At 62.4% G+C, this 22,216-nt stretch carries 23 protein-coding genes; 14 read left to right on the top strand and 9 right to left on the bottom strand.

The annotated features are described in order from the left end of the window. A partial coding sequence (locus HHL14_RS10925) for a transposase (RefSeq protein WP_169497602.1) occupies nt 1–227 on the bottom strand: 227 nt, incomplete at its 3' end. Nucleotides 228–293: 66 nt separating this feature from the next. On the opposite strand from HHL14_RS10925, the gene HHL14_RS10920 reads away from it, so the two are divergent. From HHL14_RS10920 to HHL14_RS10910, 4 genes are all read left to right on the top strand, one after another. Beyond that, nucleotides 294–530 carry a hypothetical protein gene (locus tag HHL14_RS10920; protein WP_169497601.1) on the top strand — a complete coding sequence of 79 codons (237 nt, stop codon included), beginning with the start codon at nt 294–296 and terminating at the stop codon, nt 528–530. After that, on the top strand, nt 527–652 hold the full coding sequence (locus HHL14_RS33555; protein ID WP_268966598.1) for a hypothetical protein: 126 nt from the start codon (nt 527–529) through the stop codon (nt 650–652). Before HHL14_RS10920 ends, HHL14_RS33555 begins: the two co-directional genes overlap by 4 nt. 236 nt (nt 653–888) lie before the next feature. Then, nucleotides 889–1,032 carry an HHHH-motif protein gene (locus HHL14_RS10915; protein ID WP_169497600.1) on the top strand — a complete coding sequence of 48 codons (144 nt, stop codon included), beginning with the start codon at nt 889–891 and terminating at the stop codon, nt 1,030–1,032. 82 nt (nt 1,033–1,114) lie between these two features. Next, nucleotides 1,115–1,579 (top strand): DUF3761 domain-containing protein, encoded by a 465-nt coding sequence (locus HHL14_RS10910; protein WP_169497599.1) that lies wholly within the window; start codon nt 1,115–1,117, stop codon nt 1,577–1,579. A gap of 312 nt (nt 1,580–1,891) precedes the next feature. Here HHL14_RS10910 and HHL14_RS10905 read toward each other — a convergent pair whose 3' ends face one another. Beyond that, entirely contained in the window at nt 1,892–2,329 is a 438-nt protein-coding gene (locus tag HHL14_RS10905; protein WP_169497598.1) for a VOC family protein, read from the bottom strand. 307 nt (nt 2,330–2,636) lie between these two features. On the opposite strand from HHL14_RS10905, the gene HHL14_RS10900 reads away from it, so the two are divergent. Beyond that, complete coding sequence (locus tag HHL14_RS10900; protein WP_169497597.1) at nt 2,637–3,182, top strand: phage tail tip lysozyme; 546 nt, start codon at nt 2,637–2,639, stop codon at nt 3,180–3,182. A gap of 179 nt (nt 3,183–3,361) precedes the next feature. Here HHL14_RS10900 and HHL14_RS10895 read toward each other — a convergent pair whose 3' ends face one another. From HHL14_RS10895 to HHL14_RS10885, 3 genes are all read right to left on the bottom strand, one after another. Then, on the bottom strand, nt 3,362–3,865 hold the full coding sequence (locus tag HHL14_RS10895) for a GNAT family N-acetyltransferase (protein WP_230412987.1): 504 nt from the start codon (nt 3,863–3,865) through the stop codon (nt 3,362–3,364). Nucleotides 3,866–4,537: 672 nt separating this feature from the next. Then, nucleotides 4,538–6,091 (bottom strand): glycoside hydrolase 5 family protein, encoded by a 1,554-nt coding sequence (locus HHL14_RS10890; protein ID WP_407945278.1) that lies wholly within the window; start codon nt 6,089–6,091, stop codon nt 4,538–4,540. A gap of 443 nt (nt 6,092–6,534) precedes the next feature. Next, nucleotides 6,535–7,425: a LysR family transcriptional regulator gene (locus HHL14_RS10885; RefSeq protein WP_169497595.1), complete on the bottom strand. Its 891-nt coding sequence runs from the start codon at nt 7,423–7,425 to the stop codon at nt 6,535–6,537. Nucleotides 7,426–7,573: 148 nt separating this feature from the next. On the opposite strand from HHL14_RS10885, the gene HHL14_RS10880 reads away from it, so the two are divergent. Then, the gene (locus tag HHL14_RS10880) at nt 7,574–9,181 is read left to right on the top strand and encodes an MFS transporter (protein WP_169497623.1); all 1,608 of its coding nucleotides are present in this window, start codon (nt 7,574–7,576) and stop codon (nt 9,179–9,181) included. A gap of 458 nt (nt 9,182–9,639) precedes the next feature. Here HHL14_RS10880 and HHL14_RS10875 read toward each other — a convergent pair whose 3' ends face one another. The 3 genes from HHL14_RS10875 to HHL14_RS33550 all read right to left on the bottom strand — a co-directional run bounded on the left by HHL14_RS10875 (nt 9,640) and on the right by HHL14_RS33550 (nt 12,445). Then, entirely contained in the window at nt 9,640–10,389 is a 750-nt protein-coding gene (locus HHL14_RS10875; protein ID WP_169497594.1) for a class I SAM-dependent methyltransferase, read from the bottom strand. 140 nt (nt 10,390–10,529) lie between these two features. Then, nucleotides 10,530–10,922 (bottom strand): hypothetical protein, encoded by a 393-nt coding sequence (locus tag HHL14_RS10870; protein ID WP_169497593.1) that lies wholly within the window; start codon nt 10,920–10,922, stop codon nt 10,530–10,532. Between the two features lie 68 nt (nt 10,923–10,990). Beyond that, a complete protein-coding gene (locus HHL14_RS33550; protein WP_329601641.1) occupies nt 10,991–12,445 on the bottom strand; it encodes a recombinase family protein in 1,455 nt (484 codons plus the stop codon). 214 nt (nt 12,446–12,659) lie between these two features. Between HHL14_RS33550 and rimO the strand changes: the two genes are divergently transcribed. From rimO to HHL14_RS33545, 7 genes are all read left to right on the top strand, one after another. Then, nucleotides 12,660–14,045, top strand: a complete 1,386-nt coding sequence (gene rimO, locus HHL14_RS10860; protein WP_169497592.1) for a 30S ribosomal protein S12 methylthiotransferase RimO — start codon at nt 12,660–12,662, stop codon at nt 14,043–14,045. 3 nt (nt 14,046–14,048) lie between these two features. Then, nucleotides 14,049–14,999, top strand: a complete 951-nt coding sequence (locus HHL14_RS10855) for a sugar kinase (RefSeq protein WP_169497591.1) — start codon at nt 14,049–14,051, stop codon at nt 14,997–14,999. Between the two features lie 76 nt (nt 15,000–15,075). Then, nucleotides 15,076–16,260 (top strand): beta-ketothiolase BktB, encoded by a 1,185-nt coding sequence (gene bktB / locus HHL14_RS10850; protein ID WP_169497590.1) that lies wholly within the window; start codon nt 15,076–15,078, stop codon nt 16,258–16,260. 99 nt (nt 16,261–16,359) lie between these two features. After that, entirely contained in the window at nt 16,360–17,085 is a 726-nt protein-coding gene (locus HHL14_RS10845) for a hypothetical protein (RefSeq protein WP_169497589.1), read from the top strand. A gap of 204 nt (nt 17,086–17,289) precedes the next feature. Further along, nucleotides 17,290–18,474, top strand: coding sequence for a cystathionine beta-lyase (locus HHL14_RS10840; RefSeq protein ID WP_169497588.1), 1,185 nt, complete (start codon nt 17,290–17,292; stop codon nt 18,472–18,474). A gap of 315 nt (nt 18,475–18,789) precedes the next feature. Next, complete coding sequence (locus HHL14_RS10835) at nt 18,790–19,143, top strand: hypothetical protein (protein WP_230412985.1); 354 nt, start codon at nt 18,790–18,792, stop codon at nt 19,141–19,143. Nucleotides 19,144–19,193: 50 nt separating this feature from the next. Beyond that, nucleotides 19,194–19,325, top strand: a complete 132-nt coding sequence (locus HHL14_RS33545) for a hypothetical protein (RefSeq protein ID WP_268966597.1) — start codon at nt 19,194–19,196, stop codon at nt 19,323–19,325. 98 nt (nt 19,326–19,423) lie between these two features. Here HHL14_RS33545 and serB read toward each other — a convergent pair whose 3' ends face one another. Beyond that, complete coding sequence (gene serB, locus HHL14_RS10830; protein WP_169497587.1) at nt 19,424–20,263, bottom strand: phosphoserine phosphatase SerB; 840 nt, start codon at nt 20,261–20,263, stop codon at nt 19,424–19,426. 413 nt (nt 20,264–20,676) lie between these two features. Here serB and HHL14_RS10825 point away from each other — a divergent pair, with 413 nt between their 5' ends. After that, a complete protein-coding gene (locus HHL14_RS10825; protein WP_169497586.1) occupies nt 20,677–21,918 on the top strand; it encodes a cytochrome P450 in 1,242 nt (413 codons plus the stop codon). The last annotated feature ends 298 nt before the right edge of the window (nt 21,919–22,216 follow it).

Here is a 22,216-nt window from a genome sequence, read left to right as displayed (position 1 = left end):
ACCCGCGCTTCCAGCTCCTGGATGCGCTGCTGCTCTGGCGTCATTGCAGGACTCTGAGGCGTGATGCCGTGGCGTTCCTGGTGCAATTGTTGAACCCAGCGACGCAGAACCGATTCCGCAACGCCGACCGACCGGCTGGCATCGATGTGGCTATAGCTCTGGTCGAGGACCAGAGACGCAGCACTGCGCTTGAACTCAGGGGAAAACGTACGACGTTGCTTGCTCATCAGACACCTCTTCATGGCGAGTATTCTCGCCCAAATTGGTGTCCGGGGAGATTAGACCACTACAACATGGCTGCAACGGATGCTAAGTCCCATGCCTGCGCAAAAATTGCAGCGGATCAGGTGATCGGTGCGACGGCTGCAAGCCGTGGCATGTCGCTTCAACAAACTCTTAATTCCGTGAATAAGACCGGCCCCGATGCCGCAGAAAATATCGCCGCTGGATGGCAGCTTGTCGCGCATGGCGTAAATCCGCGCGATGTTGCTGAACTCGCGTATGCAGTCTGCCGGAACCCGCAGCAATGAAAATCATCTACCGCGCCGAAGACGGCAAGGAATTCGGTGGTAAACAGGATTGCGCTAAAGGCGAGCGCGTACAGGACCGCTTGCCTCGTGGAGCTTCTGTGCGATGGCGTCGCCGACAGTGAGGCTCGCAAGATCGTCGGCACGCTCGAAATCGTTTGACAACCATTGACATTGGCGTTCACTGAATCAGCCTAGCATTGACCTTGCTGCGCTACAAAAGCGTGGCCTCTCGCAGCGACCCAGCGCGCCGACTCCCCCTGTTCGGCGCGCTTTTTTGTGCGAGCAGGCCGTGTATGCAAGAGCGACAGCGACAATCGTCACGACAACGATCGCAACGATCGTGAACTGGAGAAGCTAGATGAAGAAAGCGAAAGCCCTGCTATTTGTGAGTGTGGTTACGGCCGCCGCCTTTGCGGCCCTGGCGCCCGGGATGGCGCAGGCTCATCCGCACCAGGTGTGCCACTGGGACCATCATCATCGTGTCTGTCACTGGGTGCGCTGACCACGCGCTTCTGTGTGAGCGGTGAGCCCACTAACCAGTCAACGGGCGGCCAGCATCAATCCTCAAAAAAAACGGATCGTTCATGAAAAAGTCTGCAATTCCAGCTGTACTCGTGGCTGGCCTGTTCGCGTCGCTGAGCAGCTTCGCCCAAGTACCCGCCAGCGCACCGGCGGGCACTACCGCGTTGTGCAAGGACGGCTCGTTCAGCTCCAGCGCGATTAAAAAAACTGCCTGCAAGGGTCACAAGGGTGTCAAGACGTGGTTTGGCGCGACCGTTAGCGGCGCGGCCACGGCAAGTCCGTCGAGTGCTGCCATCGTGACAGGCGCATCAACTACTGCAGCTGCCGTGGCTCCCACTGTCACCGCGTCGACCACGCCCGTGGCATCGGGCGGCGGTTCCGGCCAGGTGTGGGTCAATACGAAGACCAAGGTGTATCACTGCTCCGGCGACCCGGTCTACGGCAAAACGAAGCAGGGACAGTACATGTCCGAAGCCGCAGCCAAGACCGCTGGCGACCATGCGGCACACGGCAAGACCTGCTCCTAGTACTGTCTTACTGTGCCCTAGTGAGGAGACGGTGACGGCAGCGACCGTGTACCGACATCTTGAGTACGGCGGCGTCTGAACTGGCACGCCGTAAGGGGTAACCCGCTCGAATATCTGAAACCGCCTTCGGGCGGTTTTTTTTGTTTCTGTACCTCAAAACGGCGAAAGCCCCGAACCGAGCGTGGCGGTCAGGGCTTTCTGGGTTCCGTCATTTGCCGAGAATGACGAAACTTGGGCGCCATTTTCTTGATGGCCGACTGGCGCCCGACGCAATACATGCGAAGCGTTTCAGGCTACAAGTCGCCGTTCGGGTTAATCTTGTGCGCAAGCCGGTGGCTCACCCTCATGCTGCACGTTGACCATCCACGGCACGCCAAACCGGTCTACCAGCATTCCAAAACCGGCCGTCCAGAACGTTTTCTGCAACGGCATTGTGACCTGGCCGCCCATCGCCAAGGCATTGAAGAACTTCTCGGCTGATGCCAGATCATCCGCCGTCACTGAAAGACTGAAGCCGGAGTGCGCCGAATTACCCGTGCTGCAATCACCATCGGACATAAGCACATGCGTTTTGCCGATCGCGAGAGTCGCGTGCATGATCTTGTCCATGGTTTCCGAGGGCACCGGCGAACCTTGGGGCGCATCACGGAAGCGCATCTTCAGCAGTTCCTTGGCGCCAAGCGCATCACAATAAAAGCTGATGGCTTCTTCGCATCGGCCGTTAAAGAAAAGGTACGGTTGAATTTCCATTCTGATTCTCGGAAAGTAGGTAAAAGGAGCGTGCCCACGGTCTAGCCGGTGGCGTCGGGCGTCCGGTTACGGCCGAATCTGCTTCAAGGATTACCGGCCCACCGTCAACAGAGGCTGGCACGGCGCAAACCGCACCCGAATCGACAGCCAGCTTGCACAAAAAAGCGCGCGACCCCGGGGAGGGCAGCGCGCGAAGTCAGAGTCGTACTGGTGTGGTCGCCTCCATGGATAGGAAGCGATCACAACCATACTAGCGGCGGTTGCGGCTGGAGAGACCTACGGCGCAACCGTGGGGGGCGCGTACAGCGTGCGCGACGACGTGCAGAGCGGCATGGCTCAGGTTCAGGGCATGGGCGTCGATAAGGCGCACGCAGCCGCGATCATTGCGAGCGCAATCAGGGAAAGCGGGATGAACCCGGGAGCCGTCGGCGACAACGGCAAAGCATACGGGCTCTTCCAATTTCACGCTGATCGCCAGGCCGACTTCCGCAAGGTGATGGGCAGGGATATCCGCGGGTCTAGTGCGTCAGAGCAGCTCGAATACATGTACCGCTCGATGCAGGCTGGCGGCGAAGAGGCGGGCCCCGGCAAAGCGTTTTGGGCCTCCAGCGGCAAGGATGCGGCGCGTGTCTTCAGCGACAAGATCGAACGGCCAGCCGACAAGGGCAAGGAAGGCGATATCCGCTCGGGCATCGCTGAGTCGCTGGGCGACGTGAACATCACACTCCACCAAACGATCACCACGCCGGGCGGCCAATCGAAGACGAAGACGCTGACCGCGAAGGTCTCGAAGCCTGCGGCGCATGGATCAACGTACAAATTAGCGATACCACAGACCGACACGGGAAATTGATCGCCGTAAAGTTCGTGACGCCACCCTTAAATGGCGGTTTCGTCCGCGTAAAGTCCAAAAAACCATTCGCCCCGGTTCGCCCGGGGCATTTTTTTGCCTACCCGTCTCGACTGAGTCCGCACGATCGTCGGGCCCCTGGCGACCCGTCACGGCCGTTCGCGTTTCTCTGAAGCAGACCTTCAGGGCGCTACCGTGTACCGATAAACATTGGTCTCTCTTCGCTGAAACCCGAGTTTTTGATAGAGCTGATTCGCGGCGATCCGTGATGGTCGTGAGGTCAGGTCAATACTCACTGCTCCCAGTTCTGATGCGTATCGGATAGCCGTTTGGCAAAGAGCCGCCCCCACGCCGAGACCCCGAGCGTTGGAATCAACGATCACATCCTCGATCCACGTGCGCATCCCTGTCGGCAGACGAAAAGACACGAATGTAAGAACGCCGACTATGGCTTGAACGTCAGACCGGGCGACAAATAAAACAGTTGCGGGTGACGCAACTATCTCGCAAAGCTCTTTGGCAGAGGGGGGCGACGCAGACGACAACTCGGGAAGCAGGCGTTTCATTGCTTCAACCAACTCAGGTGTGACGTCGGAGACCGGGCTAATAGAAATGGTCATAGTTGCCTCAGTGATGGAAACGGATTCCGCGTGATAGCCACGATCTGGCGCTTGATTCTCGACCATTTAGGCGACCGTGTCGAATGTCTCCTCTTGGCCGAGGCCGTGTGAAAACGCAGGCTGAGCGCGGAGTTCGAGAAAGACGACCCTCCAGATCGCGCTGTGTTGGCTTGGCGGTGCGCCGGGAGGGGGAAAGCGACCCCTGAAAACCGAGTACTTTTGCGTTTTCACACGGCCTCGGCCGTGTGCCGCCTCATGCAATCAGCATGCACGGCCCGAGCCTCGCACGGCTGCGGTCGGCGGCACGCGACCGAGGTTGTGTGAAAACGCGTGCTGAATGAGGTTCTCCAAAAAATCGGCCCTCCAGATCGCGCTGTATTGGCTTGGCAGTGACTTGGGAAGGGTAAAGCGACACCCGAAAACCGAGTACTTTTGCGTTTTCACACAACCTCGACCCTGAACGGACGACCGGGTTGCCGGATAGCGGCCGTTCATATATTGAAAGTCGCTTCGCTCGAATCCGAAGCCAACTCAAGTTATTTCATCAGCGCAGACTCCTTCCGTCGCCTCTGAAAGTGAGATTCTGGCTTCGCGAAGACACTCTGGAGGCTTGCTCCTGGGCAAATGGGAGTCGTGAACGTTTGGTATGCTGGCATGATTTGGGCGAGCCGTGCGCTGCTGGAATTCGTCGTGTAACGCACGGCTCAAACTGATGAACATGAATGCCCATCGCTGCAGTTAGTTCCCCTGCGCGTTGAACCAGCCCGGACCGATCGGTGCGTATCCGCCTGTGCCGGCAGCGGCAGCCGCTGCACTTGCACCGAAATTAGGCCACGCGGGGTAGTACTGACTCGATGCCGCCTGAGAGGTGCCTTCGATCTTCGCCGCACCCGGGGTGCCCGTCGATCCGGTCGTCGAACCGAGCGTCATAATGCCGAAGTACGGTTCGTAGATATTCGTGCTGCCGGGCAAGGACAGCGCCTGATCCGAATAAGAGTATGCATACACCGGACCGTACGCCCCCTTCGTTTGCTGCCCGATCCAGGCCATCAGAGCGCTATATTCGCGTGCCTGATTGGCCTGTGTGTAGTACGGCGCATTCTGCAAGGTTTGGAAATTGGCGTTCGTGTACTGCGTCGAAGAACCGCCCAATTGCCCCGTGAAATTTGTCGCGCCATCCGAGCCGGTGGTCGGCACGCCAAACTCCGTGAGGGCGATCGTCTTCGCTCCATCGCCGTGCGCACTCATCTGGTCGCGCAGGCTCGTGCCCGTGTAGCTCGAGAATGTATTCCCGCTGCTGGACGGCCAGCCATACGAGGGAGATGAAAAGGTATGCCACATCATGTTGAACGGATTCGAGTATTGCGGGAACGTCGAATTGAGCGTCGCGCTCGGGCACTGGTCTGACGCTGACTGCCAGTCGTCGCCATAACAGTAGGGGTGGTGGGCAAGTGCATCAAAGTACCCTTGGGCACCGTCCGCGTACATCACCGCCAGCCAGTCGCGCGGGTCCCATTGCGTAGGCGCCGGGAAGCTGGAATTGGTCGAATTAACGAGCCCTGCGATACCGTTCGACGGCAACGCGCCGCTTGTATTATTCGGATACGTGGTACAGCCTGAACTACCGCCGGCATATACATAGGCGCGAGGATTTGCCTGCTTGATCGCCGGATAGACGCTCTTCAGGATCGTCGTGTAGAGAGCGGGATCGTGAGGCTTGAAATCAATGCCGCAGTTGGGCTCGTTCCAGATCTCCCACGCGTCGACCTCACCGCCATAGCTATCGCTGCTGTAATGTTTGGCAGCGGCCCGAGCGAAACTGGTATAGAGCGCGGGATCCGGCGCGCACAGCCAGGATGAAACCCCGTTCGCCTGCTGATAGCTGCTCGAGCACTCTGAGCTCACTGCCCACGGAGGGGTTAGTGTAATCAGGCCCAGCACCCGTAAGCCGTTGTTACGGGCGGCACGAATGAGCGTGTCCGCCACTCCCCACGTCAATCCGCTGCTTGTGCCTGGATTAGGATCGCTGGAGTTGATCGTCGTTTGCGAGGGTTGAGTTTGCGCCCAGTCGATGCCGATTCGAACCCAGCGGACGTTCGTCGCCGCGACGGCGGCCATGTAGTTGTTGATAGCCTGGGTTGGGTTGTTGGGATTCTGGTTGAGGATGTCGTTGATTTCGCTGCCCAGGTTAATACCTGTCACGGGTGTATTGGTCTGGCCGATCGCAGCCTGGCACCCGAACAGCGCCATAATGAGCACACTCCAGCCGAACCTGGATCCTGCTGAATTCAATCGATTGAACCGACTTCTCGTCCGGATAAATCTTATCTGATTTAACAGGAGTCCTATCGTATCTACAATCATTATCTCTCTCCGTTTCTTCTCCGAAGATAAAATTCTTCGTTACGAAAGTAAAACATATCACGGTGCTTTTTATATCGAGAGTGATTTTTTTTAATAAATAACGATATTTGACTATTAAGAAATGCGTATTGGTTCGTTGGCGATTGTCGTCAATCTGGGCGTGTCGGCCCAATGACCGTTCGTGGCGGCCGAACTGAGCCCGACGACCACCGGTTCTGATCGACCCTGAACCGCCGTTCGGACTCGGCTCACCGCGACGACCGCTTTTGGAGTTCAACCGCCGCTGGCGCATCGGGTTGAAAGTACAAGAGCTGTTGTACTACTTCACTTCCTTGACGGAATGGGGTTGCCCTTCTTCGCCCGAGCGGATTTCACTGCGCGGGAAAGACGTGTGCACACATGAAGTCGACGAACACTCGCAGCTTGGGCAATAGTTGTCGGCTCGACGGCCAGAGGATCGAAAACTGACCGGCCGCGATCGGGTGATCGTCCAGCACCGTGGTGAGCGCGCCGCTCGCGAGAGCGTCGCGCGCGAGGAAGTCCGGCATGAAGCCGATCCCGAAACCAGCGATAACCGCGCCTCGCAACGCCTCCATGTTGTTGCAGGTCATTACCGTGCGCAGATTCCGCGGTTCGCTGCCGTCTGCCGCGAGCGGCCACGGCTGCAGCTTGCCAGTGGTTGGGAACCGATAACGCACGCAACCGTGCCCCTCGAGTTCGTCGAGTGTGCGCGGCAGGCCGGCGCTCGCAGCGTAGCCGGGCGACGCGCACAGCACGAACCGGAAGGGCCCGAGCCGACGCGACGTCAGGCTCGAATCGGTGAGAGCACCGCTGCGGATCACTGCATCGAAACCTCCATCGACAACATCGACAAGCCGGTCATTGAAATCGAGATCGAGCTCGACGTCCGGATAGCGCGCGCAGAACGCAGGCAGCACCGGCATCAGGAAGCGATAGCCAATCACGGGCAGACTGACGCGTAGCCGGCCACGCGGCGACTGCGCTGCCTTCGACAGCATTGACTCCGCGTCGCGCAACTCTTCGAGAATCCAATGACAGCGCTCGTGGAAATGTCGGCCTTCTTCGGTCAGCGTCACTCGGCGCGTGGTCCGGTGGAAGAGCCGCACGCCGAGCGCACGCTCGAGCTTCGCGATCGTCTTGCCGACCGCCGACGCCGAGATGCCGAGCTTTCGGCCCGCCGCCACGAAGCTGAGCGTCTCTGCGGTGCGCACGAACGCGACAATGCCATTCAGGTTGTCCATGCCAGTTCGACCCTCGCTGATTCGGTTAATTGCGGAAGTTAACTCCGCTATGTGTGGACCTGCACCTCGTTTTTAGCACATTGAATCGGGAATATCCTTTGTCGCTCGACCGGATGCGTTAGGCATCGATATTTCACCAGGAGCGATGATGGTCTCTACGAATTCTCCCGACTCGACAAGACGGCTCGTCGTGCTGGCTGCGGTCTGCATGGCCGCGCTCGCGTTGCCGCTCGCGTTCTCTGGAGGCGCAGTCGCGACGCCGTCGATCGGCCGCAATCTTGGCGGCGGCCCCGTCGCGATGAACTGGGTCACAAACGCATTCATGCTCGCGTTCGGCAGCCTGCTGATGGCCGCGGGCACGCTCGCGGACCGGTTCGGGCGCAAGCGGGTGTTCGCGTGTGGCGTCGCAGGTTTCACGCTGACCTCGCTCGCGCTCGGCTTCGCGCCGTCGATCGTGGTCGTCGATCTGTTGCGGGCCGTACAGGGCGTGGCGGCCGCTGCGGCACTGGCGGGCGGCACTGCCGCACTTGCTCAGGAATTCGACGGCCACGCGCGAACCCGCGCGTTTAGTGCGCTCGGCACGACGTTTGGAATTGGTTTGGCATTCGGCCCGGTGCTAGCCGGCTGGCTGATCGCGCAGTTTGACTGGCGCGCGATTTTTGCGGCCGGTGCAATTGCGGGCGCGCTGTCGCTCGGATTCGGCGTGCCGCGGATGCGCGAGTCGCGCGATCCGCACGCGCGTGAGCTCGACTGGGGTGGCACCGTAACCTTCACGGCCGCGCTTACCTGCTTCACGTGGGGCGTCATTGAGGCGCCTTCCCGCGGCTGGAGCGCGGCGGCGGTGGTCGGGCCGCTTGCCGCGAGCATCGCGTTCGCCGTCACGTTCATCATCGTCGAGAGTCGCGTCGCGCGGCCGATGCTGGATCTGTCGCTGTTCCGCTATCCACGCTTCGTCGGCGTCCAGGTGCTGCCGATCGCGACCTGCTACTGCTACATCGTGTTGCTCGTCGTGTTGCCGCTGCGCTTCATCGGCGTCGACGGCTACGACGAGGTTCACGCGGGCTGGCTGATGCTGGCGCTGTCGGCGCCGATGCTGGTGGTGCCGTCCGTCGCAGCGACGCTCACGCGCTGGATGTCGGCGGGCGCGATCTCCGGGATCGGACTGATGATCGCCGCAGTGGGCCTGTACGCGCTCTCCGGAGCGTTGCGCACCGGTGCGGGGGCAAACGCGATCGCGCCGATGCTCGCAATCGGCATTGGCGCGGGGATGCCGTGGGGGCTGATGGACGGCCTGTCGGTGAGCGTCGTGCCAAAATCGCGCGCGGGAATGGCGACGGGCATCTTCAGCACGACGCGTGTCGCGGGCGAGGGCATCGCGCTCGCGGTAGTGGGCGCGATGCTCGCGGCGCTCGCGCAAGGGCGCCTGCGCGTGGCGGTCCCGCACGCCGAACCGGCGGCCGTCGCCGAGGCCGCCGCGCTGCTGGCGACGGGTGACCTCGCGCACGCCGCAGCGCGGCTACCGGACGTCGCGCACGCGACACTGCAGGCCAGCTACCATGCAGCGTTTGGCCGCCTGCTCGACGGGCTCACGGTCGTTACCCTTCTATGCGCGCTCGCGGCATTCGCGTTCCTCAGCCGCGTCCGCGTGCAAGACCCACAGTTCGGCGCGGATGCAGGCGACAGTCATGTCCTCCCGTCCATGCCGACGGCGGACGTTGTGTCGCCAGTAGTCGAACTCGCGCGCGACGACCACTGATGCAAGTCATCGACGCAACCGGCTGGAATTGAAACCGCGTTCTTTCGCGACGTGGACGAATCGTCAGGTCCGGTGTCGCGGACAGGCTAGCAAGCTCGTCCTGACGGTCGGCCCCCACTCTCACCGGTTAGCCGTTCTCGAATCGGTAACCAGCCGGCGTCGAAGGTCCTTCTTCTTGGAAAGACCTCTCCAGGAGACTGGTTGCGATTGGGGCGCTTCATCCACGGTTCGCGAGTGGCCGGCGGTTTAGCCAAAGCCGTCACTTGAACGTCGCATCTGGGGCTCCCTCGAGCGGCGCTTCCTGGCCGAACCCGGAAGGCCACTTCAGCCGATGTGGATGAATCGGGTGGCCTCGCGAGCTTCCGCACACGACCCACAAGGGACGGTGGAGACGCGCATTAGCGGACATTCATTTGGCAGATCGAGCCGTCCCCGCATCGAACGGAGCCGTCAGTGATTCACGCGTGGCATATCGCAATGATTTCGGCGCTTGAAGTTTCGTGAAACGGGGTGCCGGTCCAATCGCCAAACCATTCGATATCACGGAACCCCGCCGCATTGAGTTCAGTCGCCAGTTCGCCGGCAGACATGAAACGCAATTTACTCCTGCTGAGTAGCCTCGTATTGTCACGGCGAAAGACGTAATGTGTCTCGAACTCTACGAGCGGCTCAGCGACGGCGTTGCATTGGTGGAAGACGTCAACGGGGCCGTATTGCTCCGACTGAATTGAGCGGGCTGAGCATACCGGGTTCCACGTGGTCCACGGCTGTACGGTCGGGTTGCGTGTCTCGAACATAAATCGGCCGCCTGCCCCGAGAGCCGCGTACACCGCCCGCAAAGTTGCACGCATCTCGTTATCGACTAAAAGACACTGAAACGCATGGCCTGTCATCGTGGCGACTTCGAACGGCTTCCGGATACGAGGACTGAGCGCGTCTCCTACAATCCATTCGATTGAGCCGGAACCCGGTCGATGCTTGGCGTAATTGACCATCATTGGGGAAGGGTCGACGGCGACTACCGCGTGACCAATGGCTGCAAGCCGGAGCGCGAATGTTCCAGTGCCACAACCCAAGTCTAAAACCCTTCGGTTCTCCTTGCCGAGGCGATCCAGATAAAACTTAAAATCCGAATCGCCCGAATTCAACAGATCGTAAATACCTACCAGTCTCGGGTCAGCATAAAGTGCGTCTTCAATATTGGACATCGCGGAGAGATTCTCGTGGTCGTCGCTGAATTGTCAACTATGTGCGAGCTTATGTCGATTGGCCGGTTGTGGCCGGCACCGGCCCGCCGAGGGGATTGCCGAAGGCCTGTGAGCCCGTTGACGACCTGCCTCGCTGACCATCAGTACTTCCTGCCCGTGAGCCGCGCGACAACGTCGGCCAGCATGGTTTCGAGTTTGGACTTGATCGTCGCTTCCGACTCGCCGCCCTCTATCGCCTGCATCATTGCGATGACCTGCCCGGCGACCCATAACCCGAGCCCGGCGCCAGGGTCACCCGTGTGCTTCGTTTCGTCGGGGAGCAGCACGCTCCAGTACGCCGAGCCATACGGCGTGAGCTTGAGCGCGTTGCTCAGTGCCCGCGCATCGCGCTCAATGGCTTCGAGAGGGTTCTCTGCGCCCGGCTTGCCGGCGTGCCACGCGGCCCGCAGGAAGAGGACGCGCGCGGCGAACTCGCGCACGGTCTGCTCAATCTCGGCGTCGCCTAACAGGGAAGGGCGGCGAGGAGTGTTCATTGTGGTGGTCTCTCATCAGGGTTCCACGAAACCGTGCGGCGTCGCGAACGATCTTGGTGCTATCTCGCTTAGTGCGGTGGCTCTGCGTCAGGGACGGGCAGTGCGCCCGGCGCGTCGATGTCTTCGGACGCCTGCCATTCGCCAGTGCGGCGGTCTACGCGAAGGATGCGCGTGTTGCCGTGTTTCGAAACGAACAGAATGCCGATGCTCCTGCCGTCCTCTTCAGATGGTATGAAGCCACGGTGATAGACGACGATCTTGCTGAACGTGTCCGCAACGAGTTGTCGGGCCTTCATTCTTGCGTCGTAATCCAGCGACTCCACGCCCTCAACGAGTTCCGCCCAAGCCTGCGCGACGGCGGGCGTCGCCGCACTCGACACAGCCAGGTCATGCTCCAGGTGATCGACCTCGCGCCGCTCGCCCTTCAGGCGCTCCTCTAGCTCGCGTGCCCGACGAGCAAACGCGGCCGGCGCGGCTCCTGACTCCAACAGCAGGGCGTCCGTTATCCTCTCGATCTGGCGCTCGGTTTCGGCCACCCTTGTCCGGGCTTGCGCAAGACGTGCGGCACGTACAGCCGATCCGCTATCCCCCTCGACCAAGCGCGTAAGGTTCATTTGGTCTGAACAATAACCCATGAGTGCCCGCTCGATGGGCGCGACGCTACAGCTTCCGCCGACCGAGCATCCTTCGTTGTGGCTGTATCCGACGCAAATCAGCCGCCTGTGACCATCCTGCGGGCGTCCGTCTTCCTGCCGCTTCCGGCCCATCAAATTCTGTCCGACCACCGCAGTCCCGCAATATCCACAGCGGGTAATTCCGAGCCCGGTGACAATACTGGGAATCTCGCCTTTGCCTTTCCGCTGCCCGCGCTGATCGGCGACATATTGCAATTCGGAGAATTCTTCGGGCGACAGGAGGGCCGGGTAGTACCCTTCAAGACGAAACTGTTCGCCGTCAACTTCAAGCGTCTTTTCTCCGATCAGGGCACGGTTGCGAATGATTTTGTAAAGCTGTGTCGTGAGATTCCCCGTGTTGCTCATGGTCAGACCACGCTCGGTTAGCTCGCGCACCGTCCTGACTGCGCCATGGCCCTGCCTGAACATGTCGATCATGAGGCGAATCGCCGTCGCGCGTTCGGGCGACAGTTCGAAACGGCCGTCCACGAAGCGTGTCCAGTGCGGGTCCTTTCCGTTCCGAACGACGCCGCGCCAGGTGCCTGCAATCCACGCTTGACACTGCCGTCGGATCGCCGCCTTGACTCGCTTGCTCTTGGTGTCCGACTCCTCATGCGCCCGGATCATCGTAAGAAGGCTGTAAACGAGGCCCATCGGGTCTTTCTTCAACACGTCCCGGCTGTACTCGCGGTTGTCGCTTGCCGTGATAACGCGGATGCCAGCACCGATGATTGACGATAGCTGCCCCTGTGCCAGAATCGGTTCGGCCCGGCTCAGACGGTCTAGACCCTCCACAACGAGAACAGAGCCCGCTGGAACCTTCCCGTCCTCGACGGCGCGTAGGAACACGCCGAGCGCGCCTTGCTTGATGTGCTTTGGTGGTAGGCACTCAGGCCCTCGTCGCGCATGCTCAGGGTGCTGTCTAGTTCGAAGTCGTGCTCAGCCGCCCACCGTTTGGCGTATTCGGTCTGGCGGTCAATGGACGTTCCGGTCGCTTGTTTCGGGTCGCTGAAGCGCAAATAGCTGTAAACTCTCGACTTTGCTGTCATTCCCAGAATTCCACATGTCAAAGCTGCAAGCCGTTAGTAAGTCCGACTCCCCGCGTATAGGTATAGTATCCCTCGGCTGCCCGAAAGCCCTCGTCGACTCCGAGCAGATCATCACCCAGCTGCGCGCCGAAGGCTACGAAATCTCCGGCACCTATGACGGCGCCGACCTCGTGGTCGTCAACACCTGCGGTTTCATCGACGAAGCCGTGCAGGAAAGTCTCGACGCGATCGGCGAAGCGCTCAGCGAAAACGGCAAGGTGATCGTCACCGGTTGCCTCGGCGCGAAGAAGAGCGCGAGCGGTTCGGGGCTGATCGAGGAAGTGCATCCGAAGGTGCTAGCCGTGACCGGCCCGCACGCGGTCGGCGAGGTGATGCAGGCGGTGCACAACCATCTGCCGAAGCCGCACGATCCGTTCGTCGATCTGGTGCCGGCCGCGGGCGTCAAGCTCACGCCGCGTCACTACGCGTATCTGAAGATTTCCGAAGGCTGCAATCACCGCTGCACGTTCTGCATCATCCCGTCGATGCGCGGCGATCTGGTGTCGCGCCCGGTCGCCGAAGTGATGCTGGAAGCGGAGAACCTGTTCAAGTCGGGCGTCAAGGAACTGCTGGTGATTTCGCAAGACACCAGCGCCTACGGTGTCGACGTCAAGTACCGCACCGGCTTCTGGAACGGCAAGCCGATCAAGACGCGCATGACGGATCTGGTCGGCGCGCTCGGGGAACTCGCCGCGCAATACGGCGCATGGGTGCGCCTGCACTACGTATATCCGTACCCGAGTGTCGACGAAGTCATTCCGATGATGGCCGAAGGTCCGTACAAGGGCCACGTGCTGCCGTATCTCGACGTGCCGTTCCAGCACGCGCATCCGGAAGTGCTGAAGCGCATGAAGCGCCCGGCCAACGCGGAGAAGGTGATGGAGCGCGTGAAGGCGTGGCGCGAGATCTGCCCGGATCTGACGATCCGCAGCACGTTCATCGCCGGCTTCCCCGGCGAGACCGAAGAGCAGTTCGAAACGCTGCTCGATTTCATCCGCGAGGCGGAGCTCGATCGCGTCGGCTGCTTTGCGTATTCGCCGGTCGAAGGGGCGAGCGCCAACGAGCTCGACGGCGCGTTGCCCGACGAAGTGCGCGAGGAACGTCGTGCGCGCTTCATGGAAGTGGCCGAGCAGGTGTCGGCCAAGCGTATCGCGAAGAAGGTCGGCAAGACGCTGAAGGTGCTGGTCGACGAAATCAACGCGGATGGCGGCATCGGCCGCACCGCGGCGGATGCGCCGGAAATCGACGGCGTCGTCTATATCGCGCCGACCACCAAGGCCTCGAAGCGCTACAAGGTCGGCGACTTCGTATCGGTGAAGATCACCGGCGCGGACGGCCACGATCTGTGGGGCGAGGTCTGATCGATGACGGCGAGCGCGGCCGCACGGCTTCAAACCGCAACGCCTGAGATCCTCGCGCTCGGCGAGGCGATGATCGAGTTCAACCAGTCGGCGAAGGATCAGCCGAACTATCTGCAAGGCTTCGGCGGCGATACGTCGAACTTCTGCATCGCGGCCGCGCGCCAGGGAGCCAGGACCGGCTTCGTGTCGGCGGTCGGCGCGGATCACTTCGGGCGTCTGCTGATCGATCTGTGGGAGCGCGAGCAGGTCGATACCTCGTTCGTGCGCATCGATGCGCAGGCGCCGACCGGCGTTTATTTCGTCTCCCACGGCCCGAATGGTCACGCGTTCGACTATCTGCGCGCCGGCTCGGCGGCGAGCCGCTATGCGCCCGCCGATCTGCCGCGCGACGCGCTGGCGGCGGCCAGGGTCGTGCATCTGTCGGGTATCAGTCTCGCGATCAGCGTCAGCGCCTGTGATGCGGCGCTCGAAGCGATCGCGCATGCGCGCGCGAGCGGCGTGCGGGTGAGCTTCGACACTAATCTGCGGCTGAAGCTGTGGCCGCTCGCGCGGGCCCGCGCGGTGATGCTCGAGGCGATCCGCCAGACCGATATCTGCCTGCCGAGCTGGGACGACGTGACCGAACTCACGGGGCTGACCGGCCGCGACGAGATCGTCGATTTTCTGCTGTCGCATGGGCCGCGCGTGGTGGCGCTGAAGCTCGGCAAGGACGGCTCGTATATCGCGACGCCGCACGAACGGCGCGTCGTACCGGGCCACGTCGTCAATGCGGTCGATGCGACCGGCGCGGGCGACTGCTTCGGCGGCGCGTTCATCGCGCGCATCGTGGCGGGCGACGATCCGTTTACCGCCGCGCGCTACGCGAACGTCGCCGCGGCGTTGTCGACCCAGGGTTATGGCGCGGTGGCGCCGATTCCGTCGCGCGAGAGCGTGGAAAAGTTGCTGGCGGGCTGAGCGTGACGGCCGACGTGCCGCACCGCGCGGCCCGCCGCGGCAGGATCATTCCGATAGACCAGAAGAGGAGCGAGCGATGCAACGGGACGTAGTGGTGGTAAGCGGTGTGCGCACGGCAATCGGCACGTTCGGTGGCAGCCTGAAGGATCTGCCGCCGACCGAGCTCGGCGCGCGCGTGGTGCGCGAAGTGCTCGAACGCGCGAGCGTGTCGGGTGACGAAGTCGGCCACGTGGTGTTCGGCAACGTTGTGCATACCGAGCCGAAGGACATGTATCTCGCGCGCGTCGCCGCAATCAACGGCGGCGTTGCGCAGCATACGCCCGCGCTGACCGTGAACCGGTTGTGCGGCTCGGGCCTGCAGGCGATCGTGTCGGCCGCGCAGAGTGTGCTGCTCGGCGACGCCGATATCGCGATCGGCGGCGGTGCCGAAAACATGAGCCGCGCGCCGTACTCGATGCCCGCCGCGCGCTTCGGTCAGCGCATGGGCGACACGCGCCTCGTCGACATGATGGTCGGCGCGCTCAACGACCCGTTCCAGTCGATCCACATGGGCGTGACCGCCGAGAACGTCGCGCGCAAGTACGAGATCTCGCGTGAAGCCCAGGACGCGCTCGCGCTCGAATCGCATCGCCGCGCGGCGCATGCGATCACGAACGGCTACTTCAAGGAACAGATTCTGCCGATCACGTTGCCGTCGAAGAAAGGCGACGTCGTGTTCGACACGGACGAGCACACGCGGATGAACGCCTCGGCGGACGACTTCGCGAAGCTCAAGCCGGTGTTCGCGAAAGAGAACGGCACGGTGACGGCCGGCAACGCGTCGGGCATCAACGATGCGGCCGCGGCCGTCGTGCTGATGGAGCGCGGCGTTGCCGAGAAGCGCGGCGTGAAGCCGCTCGCGCGGCTCGTGTCGTATGCGCACGCGGGTGTCGATCCGGCGTATATGGGCATTGGGCCGGTGCCGGCGAGCCGCAAGGCGCTCGAACGGGCCGGGCTCACGGTCGCCGATCTCGATGTGATCGAGGCCAACGAGGCGTTCGCCGCGCAGGCCTGCGCGGTCAGCAAGGAACTCGGCTTCGATCCGGCCAAGGTCAATCCGAACGGCTCGGGTATCTCGCTCGGCCATCCGATCGGCGCGACCGGCGCGCTGATCACCGTGAAGGCGCTGTACGAGCTGCAACGCATCGGCGGGCGCTATGCGCTGGTGACGATGTGCATCGGCGGCGGGCAGGGCATCGCGGCGGTGTTCGAGCGGCTCTGAGCGTCGTCGGCGCGAGCTGCGGCGATGAAGTGGCCGCAGGCTCGCGCTTGGGTGGTCGGGTATCAGGCAAGACAGCAACTGGCAACAGAGGTGGAAAGGATGCAGGAAGCGAAAGCGATCAAGGGTTCGGCGGCGCGCGGGATGATCGGTGCGTCGGCAGGCGCGGCAAAGCGCAACTGGCGGCGACGTGCCGGCGTGATGGCGAGCGCCGCCGCGCTGCTGTGCGCGGGCGCGGTGCTGTGGGTGCCGTCGCAGGCATGGGCGGAAAGCGCCGCGGTCAAGGAGCTGGCTGCGCCGCCGCCGATCCAGCTGCCGCTGAAACCGAGTTCCGAGTTCGCGAAATTCCCGCGTTACGTCGGCACGCTCGGCACGCGTCCGATCGTGCTGCGGCTCGGCGCGAAGACCGACGATCCGTCCGGCGTGCACGGCGAATATCAGTTCACCGACACCGGCGAGGTGATCCTGATCGCCGGTGACCGGATGGACGATACGCTCGAAGTCGAGGAGTCGAACGACGGCACGCATATCACCGGCAACTGGGTCGGCAAGTTCGCGGCGGACGGCTCGCTCGAAGGCGACCGGATGAATGTCGACGACTCCAATCCCCAGCAGTTCGATCTGAAGCTGGCGGCCGGGCAGGCGGTGCCGGCCGCGGGCATGCCGGCAGGGACGAAATCCACGCGCGCGCCGCGCTTGCCGTCGGCCAATAACGCGACGGGCAGTACGGGCGCAACGGCGAACGGCGCGCCGGCAATCGCTCCGGCGGCACCGGCTGCCGGTGGCCATCCGGTCGGCGGCGTCAGCAATCTGCAAACCGGCGACTGACGACTCTCAACCGAGCGAGCGCCGGGCCGAGGGCCGTGTGGTATGAGCAGCATAAGCAGCATGAACGACTCAGCCGCGCGCGACGCCGAAGTCAATGCAGCCGGTCCGGCCGTACCGGTTGCGTGAGAAACGCCTTCGCGTCGCGTCGCCGGCAGTCACCGCTGTTCCGATCACGCTTCACCCTGTTTTTCAGCGAACTTCACCATGACTCAATCCAAATCCAAACGCGATCTGCAAACCCGCATCGTGCGCGCGGAAGACCGCATCACGCCGGGCTTCGAATCGTTCTCGACGCCGGTCACGCGCGCCTCGACGGTGGTGTTCCCCGATCTCGCGACGATGCGCGCGCTCGACTGGAAGAACGATGCGCAATGGCGCTACGGCCTGCACGCGACGCCCACGCAGATCTCGCTCGCGCAGCGCCTCGCCGCGATCGAAGGCGGCAATCATGCGCTGTTGCAGCCGTCGGGGCTGTCGTCGATTTCGAACGTGTACTTCGCGTTCGTGAAGGCCGGCGATGACGTGCTGGTGCCCGACAACGTCTACTCGCCGAACCGCGATCACGGCGACTGGCTCGCGCGCGATTTCGGCGTCTCGGTGCGTTATTACGATCCGATGATCGGCGCGGGCATCGCCGATATGATCCAGCCGAACACGCGTCTGATCTGGCTCGAGGCGCCCGGTTCGGTGACGATGGAAGTGTCCGACGTGCCGGCTATTACGGCGGCGGCGCGGGCTCGCAACGTCGTCACCGCGATCGACAACACGTGGTCGGCGGGCCTCGCGTTCCGGCCGTTCGAACACGGTGTCGACGTCTCGGTGCAGGCGCTGACCAAGTACCAGTCGGGCGGCGGCGACGTGCTGATGGGCGCGACGATCACGGCCGAGCGCGACATGCACGTGAAGCTGAAGGCGGCGCGCATGCGTATGGGCATCGGCGTTTCGTCGGACGACTGCTCGCTGATTCTGCGTAGCCTCCCGAGCATGCAACTGCGCTTTGCGCAGCACGACCGCGCGGCGCTGTCGCTTGCGACGTGGTTGAAGAGTCGCCCGGAAATCGCGGCGGTGCTGCATCCGGCGATTGCCGATTGTCCGGGCCACGAGGTGTACAAGCGCGACTTCACGGGCGCGGGCGGCCTGTTCTCGGTCGTGTTCGACGAGTGTTACAGCGCCGCGCAGATCGACACCTTCTGCGAATCGCTCGAACTCTTTTCGCTCGGCTGGAGCTGGGGCGGCGCGCATAGCCTCGCGATGCCGTACGACATCGTGTCGATGCGCACCGAGGGACAGTGGCCGTATCGCGGCACGCTGGTGCGCTTCTACATCGGCCTCGAGGCCGAGGCCGATCTGCGCGCGGATATCGAGCGGAGTCTCGCGGCGCTGGTTTAATGGCTTAACTCGGAGCTCGACGTAGTGGCTTAACGCGGCTGCGTCACAGCCGGTTCGTTGCAATCGGCGAGAAGCCCGTCGGGATCAGATCCCGGCGGGCTTTTTTTCGCCTCAGGTTTGGAGGAGCGATACAGCAGGCAAACCTGGCCATCCGGCTGAATGGTCGCGAGAGGTTCAGGCCGCTACGAGGGTACGCACCGTGGCTATCGGTTGCTCCGCGCGACGCGCTTCGATGAATCTGTTCTTCTGGATGTTGCTGAATCTCGTCGTGCCGATCTTCGGTCCGATCTTCACGCTTGCGCTCGTGCCGCCCGGATGTTGATCGCGGCGTCGGTGAAGGATGGGCAATTGTTCTGGTGTGCGATTGGACTGTGTGCCGCGGCGATCTACGAAGCGGTGACGGCGTTGGAACAGGGCAGCCGGGAAACTTCGATGCTCGCGCTCTCCATAGTCGGATTTTGCGGGCTTGCGTTTGTCTGTTCGACGATCGTGACGATGAGCCTGCTCAAGGTGTGGCGCGACCGCTTCGACCGTCTGGATGCCGCGATGAGTGACAGACGAACGGCGCTTCCGGGTGGCGAGTTTTCTCTAGCCGCGATAGTGATGTCGATTTTATTGACATGCGTGGCTGCGGTTCCATTCGCAATCCTGCACATTCATTTGAACTAGATTTTCTGGATAGTGCAGCGCTTATACTGGCTTCTCTAGCGGAGGATCTGATGAAAAAACTGCTGTTATCGTTGGGGACGGAAAAAGCCTACAACCGCGCTCTGAAAGGAGGGCTAATTATTAGCATCCTGATTTCAGTCAGCATGTGCGCGATGTTGCTGCCGGGTATTTTCAATCGCTAATTTCATCGGCACTTCAACCGCTAGCGCTCAACCCGTCGCGCCGCCACCCGCACCATTCGTTGGTGTGATGGTCGGCGCGACGAGGCGCCATCCGCGCTTCAGAACAGGCGCAGCAAGCCGTCCAGTCCAACGTAATTGAACGACACACTTGCCGCTTCGCGCACCACCGGCTTTGCGCGGAACGCAACGGAAAGTCCCGCCTCGGCCATCATTTTCAGATCGTTCGAGCCGTCGCCCATCGCAATCGCGCGCGACGGTTCAATGCCGAGCGTCGCGCAGGTTTCACGCAACGTGCGCGCCTTCACGTCGGCATTGACGATCTCGCCGATCACCTTGCCGGTCAATTTGCCATCGACGATTTCAAGCGTGTTGGCACGTGTGAAATCGAGACCGAGGCGCGCCTTCAGCTTCTCGGTGAAGAACGTGAAACCGCCCGAGACGAGCAGCGTCTTGAGGCCTGCCTGCTTCGCGCCGGCGAGCATCCGTTCGGCGCCCGGCGACAGTTGCAACCGCTCTTCGTACACACGTTCGAGCGCGCCGGCGTCGAGCCCTTTCAGCAGCGCGACGCGACGTGTCAGGCTTTCGTTGAAGTCCTTGATTTCACCGCGCATCGACGCTTCGGTAATGGCCGCGACTTCCGCCTTGAGCCCGCAAAAATCGGCGATTTCGTCGATACACTCGATCGTGATCAGCGTCGAATCCATGTCCATTGCGACGAGGCCGAAGTCGTGCAACTGGCGGCCGGCCTCGACGAACGCGTAGTCGAGCTGATGTGTCTGGCAGTACACGTCCAGGTCGGCACGCTGCGCGACGTTCGCGTCGGCAATGCGCAGCGCGTGCGCATCGACGGCGACGGCTTGCGAACCGCGCGAGAGCGCGACGAGCGTTTTGTGGTGGTCGGCGGAAAGGGGCGCGGTGCTTTGAATGACGAGGTTCATGGACGACCAGTAACGCGGAAGAAAAGGACGCGCGGCTCGCGCGGAAAATCCCGCTATTGTATCGGTTCTGTGCACCGGGCCCGGCGGATGCGGGGGTGTCGCGCGCATCGTGCAATCCGGCGATGCCCGGTTCATGCTGACGCATCGAGCGCGGGCCGTAGTCGCCGCGCTTACCGAATGGATTGCCGCGGCAACGGCAAAGCGCGGCTTGCGGCGCGCAGTGACGTGCAGCGTCGTGCAGCGTCGTGCAGATAAAGCGTTACCTGCTTAAGGTCAGTGGTGCTGGATGGCACGGTCGCAACAAGCGCACCGCATGCCGCATCACGTTAGCCGCATCACCAGATGACACTATCAGACCACATCACCAGGCCACATCACCCAGGCGCAACAAGACGCTCCCACGGAGACAACGCATGACCCCGGCGACCGCCACCGACGCATCCTGTCTTGCCCGCGACTTCGATCTGCGCGATCTGAGCCCCGCGTTCCACGCCGATCCGTATCCGATCTATCACGCGCTGCGTACCCACGAGCCGATCAAGCGCATGCCGGACGGCTCGCTCTTTCTCACACGCTTTCGCGACGTGCAGGCGGTCTATCGCGACCCGAAGACTTTCAGCTCCGACAAGACCGTCGAATTCCAGCCGAAATACGGCGACTCGCCGCTCTACGCACATCACACGACGAGCCTCGTCTTCAACGATCCGCCGCGTCATACGCGGGTGCGCAAGCTGATCGCCGGTGCGCTGACCGCGCGGGCGATCGCGGCGATGGAGCCGGGGCTGATCCGGCTCGTCGACAGTTTGCTCGACGCGGCCGCGCAGCGGGGGCGCATCGATCTGATCGGCGAGTTTGCGTCGGCGATTCCGGTCGAGATCATCGGCAATCTGCTCGACGTGCCGCACGACGAGCGCGCGCCGCTGCGCGACTGGTCGCTCGCGATACTCGGTGCGCTCGAACCGTCGCTGTCCGCCGCGCAACTGGAGCGCGGCAATCGCGCGGTCGATGAATTCGTCGACTATCTGCGCGGACTGGTCGCGCGACGTCGCCGCGAACCGGGCGACCCGCAACACGATGTCCTGACGCGGCTGATTCAGGGCGAGGGACCTGGCGAGCAACTGTCGGAAGCGGAGCTGCTGCAAAACTGCATCTTCATCCTGAATGCCGGACATGAGACGACCACCAATCTGATCGGCAACGGCCTCGTCACGCTGACCGAATGGCCCGACGAGCGCGCGGCGCTGCTGCGCGAGCCGTCGCTGATCGGCACCGCGGTCGAGGAGTGCCTGCGTTTCGAGAGTTCGAACCAGCTCGGCAATCGCATGACGACTGTCGATACCGATATCGGCGGCGTCGCGGTTGCGCGCGGCACGCCCGTCACGCTGTGCATCGGCGCGGCGAATCGCGATCCCGAGCAGTTCGCGGAGCCCGACCGTTTCGACATCCGCCGCGAGCCGAACCGGCATCTCGCGTTCGGATTCGGGATTCACCAGTGCGCGGGGCTGTCGCTTGCGCGGCTGGAGGCGCGGATTGCGATCGGGCGTTTCGTGCAGCGTTTTCCGGCGTATCGGCTAGATGGCGAGCCGATACGCGGCGGACGCGTGCGGTTTCGCGGTTTTGCGGCGGTGCCGGTTGCGCTTGAGCCTGAAGCCTGAAGCCTGAAGCCTGAAGCCTGAAGCCTGAAGCCTGAAGCCTGAAGCCTGAAGCCTGAAGCAGAGGCAGAGGCAGAGGCAGAGGCAGAGGCAGAGGCAGAGGCAGAGGCAGAGGCTCGCGTAAGTTTTCTCCCGTATCGCATCACGCTATTCCAACGTCCACTGCCGCGAACGCAAACACGTATCGTCGTGCGCAAAACCCTACCATTCGCGTACTTCGTCCAGCCGCAGAAAGCCGTAGGTTTTGCCGCACCATCGCAAGACTTACAACCCATGACGGCTCGCCGCCGATCCGCTCACG

It is taken from the genome of Paraburkholderia antibiotica (assembly GCF_012927125.1).
GTDB lineage: Bacteria > Pseudomonadota > Gammaproteobacteria > Burkholderiales > Burkholderiaceae > Paraburkholderia > Paraburkholderia antibiotica.
Note: the sequence above shows the minus strand (reverse complement) of the source record. Positions and strands in the feature narration are given on the sequence as shown.